General features: G+C 61.8%; 10 protein-coding genes and 1 pseudogene. 5 read left to right on the forward strand and 6 right to left on the reverse strand.

Annotated elements, in window-relative coordinates; translation table 11 throughout:
- Positions 1-2: 2 nt before the first annotated feature.
- Both F4U94_RS20555 and F4U94_RS20560 read right to left on the reverse strand, forming a co-directional pair.
- The gene (locus F4U94_RS20555) at positions 3-2,354 is read right to left on the reverse strand and encodes a 3-hydroxyacyl-CoA dehydrogenase/enoyl-CoA hydratase family protein (RefSeq protein WP_004206971.1); all 2,352 of its coding nucleotides are present in this window, start codon (positions 2,352-2,354) and stop codon (positions 3-5) included.
- The gene (locus F4U94_RS20560) at positions 2,351-3,487 is read right to left on the reverse strand and encodes a thiolase family protein (RefSeq protein ID WP_150412187.1); all 1,137 of its coding nucleotides are present in this window, start codon (positions 3,485-3,487) and stop codon (positions 2,351-2,353) included. Before F4U94_RS20560 ends, F4U94_RS20555 begins: the two co-directional genes overlap by 4 nt.
- Positions 3,488-3,769: 282 nt before the next feature.
- Here F4U94_RS20560 and F4U94_RS20565 point away from each other — a divergent pair, with 282 nt between their 5' ends.
- The 5 genes from F4U94_RS20565 (at position 3,770) to F4U94_RS20585 (ending at position 8,598) form a co-directional block, all read left to right on the forward strand.
- Positions 3,770-4,414, forward strand: coding sequence for a DUF3422 family protein (locus tag F4U94_RS20565; protein WP_004206967.1), 645 nt, complete (start codon positions 3,770-3,772; stop codon positions 4,412-4,414).
- 211 nt (positions 4,415-4,625) lie between these two features.
- Positions 4,626-5,030, forward strand: a complete 405-nt coding sequence (locus F4U94_RS20570) for a DUF2147 domain-containing protein (RefSeq protein WP_026109759.1) — start codon at positions 4,626-4,628, stop codon at positions 5,028-5,030.
- Positions 5,031-5,062: 32 nt separating this feature from the next.
- Positions 5,063-6,370, forward strand: a complete 1,308-nt coding sequence (locus tag F4U94_RS20575) for an OmpP1/FadL family transporter (RefSeq protein WP_036526777.1) — start codon at positions 5,063-5,065, stop codon at positions 6,368-6,370.
- Positions 6,370-8,046 carry a long-chain-fatty-acid--CoA ligase gene (locus F4U94_RS20580; RefSeq protein WP_017503286.1) on the forward strand — a complete coding sequence of 559 codons (1,677 nt, stop codon included), beginning with the start codon at positions 6,370-6,372 and terminating at the stop codon, positions 8,044-8,046. Before F4U94_RS20575 ends, F4U94_RS20580 begins: the two co-directional genes overlap by 1 nt.
- 81 nt (positions 8,047-8,127) lie before the next feature.
- Positions 8,128-8,598: a MerR family transcriptional regulator gene (locus F4U94_RS20585; protein WP_017503287.1), complete on the forward strand. Its 471-nt coding sequence runs from the start codon at positions 8,128-8,130 to the stop codon at positions 8,596-8,598.
- Between the two features lie 59 nt (positions 8,599-8,657).
- On the opposite strand, the gene F4U94_RS20590 is transcribed toward F4U94_RS20585, so the two are convergent.
- The 4 genes and pseudogenes from F4U94_RS20590 to F4U94_RS20605 all read right to left on the reverse strand — a co-directional run.
- Positions 8,658-8,930, reverse strand: a complete 273-nt coding sequence (locus F4U94_RS20590; RefSeq protein ID WP_017503288.1) for a hypothetical protein — start codon at positions 8,928-8,930, stop codon at positions 8,658-8,660.
- 281 nt (positions 8,931-9,211) lie between these two features.
- Positions 9,212-9,943: pseudogene (locus tag F4U94_RS20595) on the reverse strand (DUF4158 domain-containing protein); the annotation flags it as partial.
- A 4-nt stretch (positions 9,944-9,947) separates the two neighbouring features.
- Positions 9,948-10,457 carry a recombinase family protein gene (locus tag F4U94_RS20600; protein ID WP_025290585.1) on the reverse strand — a complete coding sequence of 170 codons (510 nt, stop codon included), beginning with the start codon at positions 10,455-10,457 and terminating at the stop codon, positions 9,948-9,950.
- Positions 10,408-10,878 (reverse strand): integrase core domain-containing protein (locus F4U94_RS20605; protein WP_428842955.1); only part of this gene is annotated, 471 nt, incomplete at its 5' end. The genes F4U94_RS20605 and F4U94_RS20600, both read right to left, overlap by 50 nt.

Below are 10,878 nucleotides of genomic sequence, written 5' to 3' on the forward strand. Positions count from 1 at the left end.
AATCAGTTACGCAGCGGCTTGCCGGTGACGAGCATCTGCTCGACGCGCGCCTGGGTCCGCGGGTCGCGCACCAGTTGCATGAAGGCCTTGCGCTCGAGCGCCAGCAGATCCTCTTCGGTCACGATGTCGATGAGATCCTTCTCGCCGCCCGTCAGGACGTCGGCGAGCGCGCCGGATACGACACCATCGTAAGATGTGGCGAGGCCACGGGCCTGGAAGCCTTCGACAGCCATCGAAAGAGCGGACTTGCCTCCCGCGCCAGGCAAGCGGAATTCCGGAGCCACAGGCGGTTTGTAACCGTCGGCCAGTTCCAGTGCCTTCGCCTTGGCGTCCGCCAGCAGACGGTCCCGGTTCATCGTAATGCCGTCCGAGGGACGCAGGAAGCCATGCTCCTTCGCCTCGGCGGCCGACTTTGCCACAGTGGCTGTCGATACCGTCTCGAAGACCTTGGCTACGGCCGGCATCGGCCCCTTGGGCATGCCGGGACTGGAGCGCCAGCGATCGATCATTTCACCGCATCCGCCCCAGCCAGGGATCAGACCCACGCCGCACTCGACCAGACCCACATAGCTTTCGGCATGGGCCTGCACGGCATCACTGTTGAGCAGGATCTCGCAACCGCCGCCCAATGCCATGCCGGCCGGAGCGCTCACGACCGGGAACAGCGCATATTTGAGCGCCTTGTAGGCCTGCTGCCCGCCCGCGACGAGCTTTTCGATCTCGCCCCATGCCGCGATGTTCAGTGCGAACAGAGCAAGACCGAGATTGGCGCCGGCGGAGAAATTGCTGCCCTCATTATAGACGACGAGCGCCTTGAACTTGTCCTGCACGACCGGGATCGCCTGACCGATCAGCTTCATCACATCGCCGTCGAGCGCGTTCATCTTGCCGGTGAACTCAAGGCAGGCAACGCCGTCGCCGACATCCCAGAGTGCCGCCGAACCATTTTTGAGGATCGGCTGGCTATGGAGCTTGATGTCTTCCAGCAGCAGCACGCCCTCGGGCCGCACGACATCATGATAGTCGCCGGCGGCATCGAGATATTGCCGACGGCCGTCCTGCACCCGGTAGAAAGGCCGATCTCCGGCTACCTTGAGGATCGCGGGAACATCCCGCCCCTCGGCGGCCAGCCGTTCGGCGAGCTTGCCCGGCCCGAGGCGATCGATCAGTTCGAACGGCCCGAACTTCCAGTTGTAGCCGAGCTTCATCGCGTCATCGATGCCGACGATGTTGTCCGCAGCTTCACCGACCAGACTCGCGGCATAGGAAAGAACCTTGCCGAGAATTTCCCAGGCATAGGCGCCGACCTTGCCGGGCGCAGCAACCAATGCTGCCAGGTCCTTCTCGGCCCGGCCCGGCAAGGAAGCCGGCTTCACCGATACGCGATATTCGCCGGTCGCGAGATCGAGCGCTTTCTTGGTCTTCGTCGCCTTGTCGAACGCGTAGAAACCGCCCTTGCCCTTCCGCCCGGTAAAGCCTTCCGCGATCATCCTGTCGACGAGCGGCATCGGCCTCACCGTGTCGAAATAGGCGTCACCTGCCGGCAGCGTCGAGGACAGGCTCTTCGTGAGCAGCGGCATGAGGTCGACGCCAACGAGATCGACAAGGCCGAAAATGCCGGTCTTGGGCACGCCCATCGGCTTTCCGCCGATCTGGTCGGCTTCCTCCACCGTCAGCCCCTGGTCCATCGCGGCATTGATCGCGACGGCCAGCCAGTAGGTACCGATGCGATTGGCGATGAAGCCCGGCGTGTCCCGCGCCGGCACGATGCGCTTGCCGAGCTTTCGATCGACGAAATCCGAGACGCGCCTCGCCACAGCCGTATCAGTGTCGGGGCCGGTCACGATTTCGATGAGCCGCATGTAGCGCGGCGGATTGAAGAAATGGGTGATCAGGAAGTCCTGTTTGAACTGATCGTCCCGCCCCTCGACCAGATGGCCAAGCGGAATCGTCGAGGTATTGGACGATACCGCCGTGCCCGGACGCTTGAGCTGCTCGAGCTTGGCGTAGAGCGCCTGCTTGATGTCGAGCCGTTCGACGATCGCCTCGACGATCCAGTCGCATTCGGCCACCCGCTCGAGATGGTCGTCGATATTGCCCGTTTCAACGAGCTTCGCCGCAGCCTTCGACATGAAGGGCGCCGGATCGGTCTTCAGCATCTTCGCGACCGCACCCTTCGCCACGGCGTCACGATCGCCGCCCTCCTTGGGCACGATATCGAGCAGCAGCACCGGCACGCCGGCATTGGCGACCTGCGCTGCGATGCCGGCGCCCATGACGCCTGCGCCGATCACGCAGACCTTTTTGATGGTTTCCGGCGGGGCGCCGACTGGCTTGATGGCCTGCTCGCTCATTCCGCCGCCTCCAGCACGGTGGCGATGCCCTGACCGCCGCCGATGCACTGGGTGGCAAGCGCATAGCTGCCGCCTTCGCGCTTCAGCAGAGCCGCGGCCTTGCCCACGATCCGCACACCGGTCGCCCCCAGAGGGTGGCCTATCGCGATGGCGCCGCCGTCCAGATTGACCTTCGACTGGTCAAGCCCCAGGTCGCTGATGCAGGCCAGTGACTGGCTCGCAAAGGCTTCGTTGAGCTCGACAACGTCAAGCTGGTCCACACTGAGCCCCGCCCGCTGCAGCGCCTTGCGCGAGGCCTCGACCGGTCCGATGCCCATGATCTCCGGCTGGCAGCCAGAGACAGCAACCGACTTGATGCGGGCAAGGATCGGCAGTCCATGCGCGCGCGCATAATCCTCGCTCGTGACCAGGATTGCGCTTGCGCCATCGGTCAGCGGCGAGGACGTTCCCGCCGTTACCGTGCCGTCCTGGCTGAAGGCCGGCTTCAGCCCGGCGAGGGTTTCCGTCGTCGTGCCGGCACGCGGCGTGCCATCCTTGTCGACCACGCCCGCCTTGGTCGTGATCGGCACGATCTCGGCCTCGAGCTTGCCGGCCGCGATAGCCGCGGCCGCCTTGTCCTGACTGGCGACCGCAAAGGCTTCCTGCTGGGCACGGGTGATCTGATATTTGGTCGCGACATTCTCCGCCGTGTCGCCCATGCCCATATAGGCGGCGCTCTTCTTCGCGAGCTCGGGGTTCGGCAGCGGATTGAACCCCATCATCGGCACGCGGCTCATCGACTCCACGCCCGCGCAGATGAAGGCCTCGCCGGCGCCAAGCTGAATCTGGCCCGCAGCGATGTGGACCGAGCTCATCGACGATCCGCAGAAGCGATTAACGGTCATGCCGCCGACAGAGAGCGGCAGGTCGGCGAGAAGACCGATAAGGCGCGCGATGTTGAAGCCCTGCTCGCCTTCAGGAAAAGCGCAGCCCAGCACGATATCCTCGATATCTTCGGCCTTCACGCCGGTCTGCTGAATCAGTCCGCGAATGACCTGAGCGGCCAGATCGTCAGGGCGGACGCGCGCCAGCGCGCCCTTGCCTGCCAGGTGAAAGGGGGACCGGGCATAGCCCGCAACAACCACATTACGCATCGATGATAGCCTCTCCAGGGAATCGGACATCTGATTACCTAATGGTGCGTGAAATGACGTTTACGTCAACTAAAATCTTTGGCACTCTTCTCACGCCGTCGAGGGAATCGTCATGCACCGGTTCCCGGGAGGCTTGATATCGGAGGTCTTGGCCGAGGAACGTACGGATGCTCGCCAGTGAAAAACCGCGCACTCTCATCCCGGCGATGATGCTCGCGCCCGTCTTATCGACGGCTGCGCCTCTCCCCAAGCGCCACTGCACCTGTTTTCGAAGGCGCACACATGCGATTTTCTGAGCATCCCCTCCGGCGTCAGATCGTCGGCGAAATGCATCTGCGCCGTTTTCCTGCACTCGAATTGCCCGCCATGGCATTTCAGACGGTTCGCCTGGTCGATGAGAATGACCGGGAGAAGGAATGGCTGATCCTGGAGCAGCGATGTGCCTCTGGACTCGATCGCAACCTGCGCCACCTGGAAACGGAGTGGTCCGCCAACGGGCGGCTGGCCTGGGAAAGGCACAGTGAAGCGGTCACCACGACGCTAACGTCAACCTCGGTCAGCGCGGACGCGCAGTTCTGGTCTGCTCCCGACGTCGGCCCCTTCAGTGATACCTTGCAGTGGATGGAAACGCTGCCGGGCCTGGTCATCCGCGCAACCCACATCGTCGTTGTGGCGAACGATAGCTACGCCGAGCCGGTTGTCGATCGGGCCGACTTCCATCCGGGCCATCTCGTCTCCTGCATCATCGGGGATAGCGTCCGGATCTGGAGCGACTTTCGCATTCACGCCGGCGGCTACGGGCGCCTGGTCGTTGCCGCGAACGGGGCGGCTGACGGCGAAGTGTCGCGTTCCATCCAGCGCATTCAGGAACTGGGCAATTATCGCAATCTTTCCTTGCTTGAAGGCACGCACAGATCAATAGCTTGACGGCGTCACACACGAACACGCCCGAACCCTGACGACGGGGCCAGCAGCGCCTGACCCCTCCAATTCGCACACAACCTAATAGGCATTTTGATGACGCATTGAGCTATTGACTTACCTATACGTCATCGAGATGGTTATGGGACGCTGATTCGCCGCATATTGGCTCCAGACGTGAAACAGACGGTCGCCTGAAGGCGCGCGGAGAGGAACAATGTCGATCATTCTGACACTACTGGCTTCGAGCACTGCATTGCCCGCCGACACCGTTGTCGGTCGCTGGCAAACCGAGAGCCGTCATGGCGTCGTGGAAATCACCCGCTGCGGGCAATCGATCTGCGGTGCCTTGATCAGTTCCGACGGGATCAAAGCCAACCCCGAACTACGTGACGAAAAGAACAAGACCGCTGCGTTGCGCGGTCGTCCGCTTCGTGGATTGCAGATTCTGCAGGGTTTTACGTGGAAGTCGGGCAGTTGGTCGGGTGGTTCCATCTACAACGCTGAGGATGGCGGTACATACAGCGCGACGGTCACGTTAGCCGATCGGGATCATTTGCGCCTCAAGGGCTGCATCGTCTGGCCCCTGTGCAAGACGCAGACATGGACGCGCCTCCGATAAGCACGAGGAATTTGACAATCACGAAAGGGGAGATGGGCGTGGCAGGCAAAAATTGGAAAGTTGGGATCGCAACATCGGCCGTGGCGGCTGGATTGCTCGCGCCGCAAGCCGCGAGCGCGCAGGCCTTTTACCTTCAGGAACAATCGTCCAGAGGTGCCGGACGAGCCTTTTCGGGCGAGGTCGCCGACCAGGGCGTACAGTCCCTCTGGTGGAATCCGGCTGCGATCGCAGGCATGGAAGGAGTCGATGCCCACCAGGCCGTAAGCGTAATCCTTCCCAAAGGGTCGGTTGACAATGTCAACACGCTCATTGTCCGTCCCGGGCAGTCGGCTGCGGCTGTAGGCGGGAGCCAACGCTCTCGTGATCCGATCAATAATGGCGTACTACCCTCCGGCGCGATAGCCGTCGGCCTGACATCACGGCTCGCTTTGGGGCTGACCGTCGCCTCCCCTTATAGCTTCACAACCAATTATGATGCCGACAGCTGGGCACGGTATAGCGCCGACAAGACCAAGCTGCGAACATACGACATCCAGCCATCGATCGCCTACCTCGTTACGCCAAATCTCAGCATCGGCGCCGCGCTTAATATCGAATATGCCGACGCATCATTGTCCAACTATCTGCCGAACCTATCGCCTCTTCTCGCCGACGGCCACCAGGAGCTGAAAGGCAATGGTTGGGATCTTGGCTGGTCGGCCGGGCTGCAATATCGCGCCGGCCCCATGCAACTGGGCGCCAGCTACAAGTCGAGCGTGAAGCATAATCTCGACGGTTCGGTGACGACGACCGGTCTTCTTGGTCCGCTCGCCGGGCAAAACAGCGTAGTGAATGCAAACGCCACGTTCGAGACCCCCTGGCAGGCGATCTTCGGAGCGCGCGTGGCGGTGTCGCCCAAGGTCACCCTCAACGGTCAGGTGACCCGCATGGGTTGGTCGAAATTCGACGCTATCCGGCTCGGCGCGCCGCTCAACGTTTCAATCCCGGAAAATTACCGGGACACTTGGAGCTTCGCAGGCGGCATCGATTACGCGGTCACACCAGCCTGGACCGTTCGTGCCGGCGTTCAACACGCCCAGACCCCGACGCGCAACGGCAATCGGGACGCTCGAGTGCCTGACAGCAACCGTTGGAATTTCGCTGCCGGCACAAGCTATGCCGTGTCTTCCCGGTTCACGCTCGATGCGGGCGCAGCGTATATTACGTTCAAGGATACGACTATTGATCGCACGACAGCGGCCTATGCCGGCACGGCCGTGCAGACGCCGATCCTGATGGACGGCAAGCTCGAGGACGCGCACGCCGTCGTGCTGTCGCTCGGCGGACGTTTCCACTTCTGATGCTGGAGATCGCCATGCCCCAGCCCGCCATCAGCGCCTTCCCGTCGATACCGGAACCGGCAATTCCGCCACGGCTCCTGACCGACCTCCTCGACAATGCGTTGAACCTTTATCCCGAACGCGTCGCCATCGACTTTCTCGGGCGAACCTGGACTTATGCGCAGGTGGGGCAACTCGTTCGCCGTGCAGCACGTGGATTGCAGGATCAGGGGCTGCGCAAGGGCGATCGGTTCGGCCTGTGCCTGCCGAACTGCCCCTATTTCGCGATATTGTACTTCGCGGCGCTGCGCGTGGGTGCGATCGTGGTCAACTTCAACCCGCTCTACACGGAGCGCGAACTGGAGCATCAGATCCGGGACTCGGGAACGCGCATGATGGCGGTACCGGACGTCCGGATAATCCACGAGAAAGTGCAAGCCGTCGCGCCACGTGCCGGGCTGGACAAGATCGTGTTGTGCGGCATGAGGGATATGCTGCCCTGGCTGCAAGGCCTGGGCTTTGCGCTATTCAAGCGAAAAGACCACGCGCGGATACTCGACGAAGGCCTTCATGTCCGGCTCAAGGCGCTTCTCGCCCATGATGCCGAACCTGACGCGGTAGAACGTCACCCTGATGATGTCGCGGTCCTTCAATATACCGGAGGCACAACCGGCGTGCCCAAGGGCGCAATGCTGACCCACGCCAACCTCACGGCGAACAGCGCCCAGATGGTGGTGCATGTGGGAGGACTTCGCCCGCAGCAGGAGAGAACTCTCGGCGTCCTGCCCATGTTTCACGTCTTCGCACTCACGACGGTGCTCAACTTCTCAGTCGAAATCGGCGCCGAAATCGTCCTGCTGCCACGGTTTGAGATGAAGCAGGTTCTCAACACGATGAAGCGCAAGCCGCCGACACAGTTCTTCGGCGTGCCTACGATCTATGTTGCCCTGAACGCGCTTCCGGACGACGAGATACCCGATCTCTCGGCCGTGCGCGCCTGTATATCCGGCGGCGCACCGCTCCCGCTCGAGGTACGCGAGGAGTTCGAGGCACGCACGCGTGCCAGGGTCGTGGAAGGATATGGGCTCTCCGAAACCGCCCCGATCATAGCCTGCAACCCGTTGTTTGGGACGGTGAAGGACAATAGCTGCGGCCCAAGTTTCCCCGGCACCATCATCGAGATCCGAGATCCGGAGAATCCCTCGCGGGTTCTTCCCCAGGGAGAACGCGGAGAAGTGTGCGCCCGCGGCCCTCAGGTGATGAAGGGCTATTGGCAGCGCCCTGCAGAAACCAGTGCTGTCTTCGTCGATGGCGCGCTACGAACCGGCGATATCGGCTATTTTGATGAGGATGGCTATCTCTTCCTCGTCGACCGCATCAAGGACATCATCTTCTGTGGCGGATATAATGTATATCCCCGGATCATCGAGGATGCGGCCTACCAGCACCCGGCGGTAAAGGAGGCGATCGCAATCGCGATTCCTGACGCCTACAGAGGTCAATCTCCCAAGTTGTTCATCGCGCTGCACGAGGGATCGAACCTGACCGTCGATGAACTCAAGGTCTTTTTGCAGGATCGCCTCAGCAAGATCGAGATGCCCAAGGCCTTCGCATTCCGGGACAGCCTGCCCAAGACGTTGATCGGCAAACTTTCGAAGAAGGATTTGATCGAGGAGGAGAACAAAAAGCTCGCCTGAGCCTCTATCCCCTGTCAAGCTACGAGGCTTATGCGCTTGAGTGGTAGGGTAGCCGTGATTGGAGGACAGGGAGTGGATGGCATGGGGAACTCGCTCCACCTCGCCGAGGACGATGAAACGCTTAAGGACGCGGATCGCGACAACCCCACGCACAAGGGGAGAACCCGCGCAAAGGATGCGGATTTACAAGTGTACGGCATCCAGGATGTCGCTCAGGAACTCGGACTGACACTTCGCACGCTACGCTTCTACGAAAAGGAGGGGCTTATCGCCCCTCAACGGGTAGGCAGTACCCGGGCATATTCCAGGCGTGAGATCGGACGCATACAGCTGATTTTGCGCGGCAAACGCCTTGGCTTCTCCATCAAGGAAATCAAGGAGTTTCTCGATCTCTACGATGCCGATCCCGAGCATAAGGAGCAAATGGAGCGATTGATTGCCCGCATCCGGGAAAGGTTGGTCGACTTGAAGACGCAGCGCTCTGCGCTCGACCTGACAATCGACGAGCTTACAACCATCGAAGTGGAAGCGATGGCAAAGTTGCAGCGATAATTTGGTCATCCCATTCTCTAACCGAGCGGTAACGCTTGATCGCGGCGCCCCCGATCCAATTAAGCCGTCAAGCGACGAGCGCCGCGCCGATCGCTAAGGCCGCCCCAGAACCGCGCCATGATCATCCAGGCGATGCCCGACGCGGTCATCGCCCCGCCGACCTGCCATGGCTCGAGGCCAAGCACGCGCGCGATGGGGCCCGCGAGCGCCACGAACGACATCATCGCCATCGAGCAGACGAAGGTCTCGAACATCAGTGGCTTCATGCTGAAAGCGCCTGATGCTTCCTCCCCCACTTGTTCGTCGCCTGTCGCTGTCGCAGCTTCGGTCATGCTGCTTCGTCCCGTGATGCGACCGGCGAACGGCCACCATTCCAGAGCAGCGCCGTCGAGACGGCATAGACAACGAGCCAGCCGAGGTTGAACGCGGCGCCGTCAAGCCAGGTGTGCGCCGGCTCGGGCAGGATGCGCGCGATCAGCATGCCGATCGCGACCAGCGAGACGGGATTGGCCAGCGCTGCGAACCAGCGTGGCCAGGCGGTGCGGCCCAGCGCGATGACGATCCCGAGGAGCAGCAGCGCCAGGCCCAGCGTCACGATCGGCATCAACCAGGCGATGAGCAGGACAGGCTCCAAGCCGATTGCCCGCAATGTGGACAATCGCTCGAGAATTTCCGCGAAGGCACGTCGTCCCGGTCTACCGGGTGGTTGGCGGATCCAGGCAAGAATGCTGATGCGGCCTGCATTGTGCTGCAGCAGCAGCGAGTCCAGCAGGCCGCATTGCACTGAAGTCAGACTTCCCGTCAGCAGGTTGCCCACGTTCCGCTCGGCATCTAACAGAGCTTTGCTCACCATGCGTTCCAGGGACGTGATACCGGGCACGATTATCTGCCGGCGGCGGAATTCTTCCATCAGGATCCGCGCGAGATCGATTCCACCGGTCATGGTCAGTGCGATCGGCAAGAGCCAAGCCTGCAGTTCTGCATGGATCGGACGGCTCAATTGCCGGAAACCGAATACCTCGCGCAGCGTATCGAGTTGCTCATACCGGGTGGGACCACGCGTGGCATAATCGGCAAGCGCGTCCGGCTCGACGCCGAGCTGATCCCCGACGAACCTGAGAGGAGCATCAGGGATGAATTCGCCGGGTTTCAGCAATCGGCCAGGATATCGCAAGGCGCAGAGCTGCAGCGCAAAACCGAGGCGGTTGTGGGGACGCCTCCGGCTCGTGAAGACGCGCAGATCTGCGGAACTGAGCGTCCAGTATCGCACCAGATCTGGCTCGCTCTCCGGCAAGGCGAACAACTCGGCGTGTTGCGCCTCGGTCAGAACAGAGCGGCGGGGCATCGGGTCAGGCCTTGACCGGTCCCGTCCAGCCAATGCGATCGAGCGTGCCGATGAGGGTCGATCGCGGCACCTTGAATGATCGGCACACCGACGCCTTGCTTGCGCCGGCATCGAGGGCTGCCGTGATCTGCTCGATCGTTTCCGCGTCAATGCTGGGCGGCCGGCCCCCGCGCCGGCCCCGTCGTCGAGCTGCGACCAAGCCTGCCATCACCCGCTCACGCGTGAGCGCGCGTTCATATTGGGCGAGCGCGCCGAAGAGCGAAAACAGCAATTCACCATGGGGCGTGCTTGTGTCCATCTGCTCCGTTAGCGATCGGAAGGCCACACCTCGATTTTTCAGATCGGTTATGATCGCCAGAAGATTGGTCAATGATCGCCCGAGACGGTCGAGTTTCCAAACGACCAAGGTGTCGCCGGCCTTCAGGAATTCGAGGCAAGTGACCTGCCCCCCGGCGGTCCCTCGATCATAACGAGAGTCTTGCGGTTGAATATTCCGGTATGCTCGCCTGCACAAGCGCGCCGGGCGTGATGCTATCGTCCTGCACGAACGTCCGACGCGCTTGTGCAGGCGTTCGATTTCCCAACGATGAGTGAGGGCGAACATGGTCGTAGTCGTAGCGCCAGATGGCCAGCTTCCGGCGGGCGTCAGCCAAGCTGTCGAACAGCTCCTCGTTGAGCAGCTCATCGCGCAATGAGCCGTTGAAGCTCTCGATGAAGCCGTTCTGCTGGGGCTTACCGGGATCGATGTAATGCCACTCGACCTTGTTCTGGCTGGCCCATTGCAGGATCGCCCGGCTCGTAAATTCAGTGCCATAGCACATTGGGAAGCGGCCCCTCGAAGGGGCGCACTGCCTTGATGAAGGCAAGGGCGCGTAGCGCCCGCAGGCTTCATCAAGGCGGTCATGATCGGCCCGCAGGTCTCTAAAGTGAAGTTG

Origin of the sequence: Sphingobium limneticum (assembly GCF_008710155.1) — a bacterium.
In the GTDB taxonomy this organism is placed as follows: Bacteria; Pseudomonadota; Alphaproteobacteria; order Sphingomonadales; family Sphingomonadaceae; genus Sphingobium; species Sphingobium limneticum.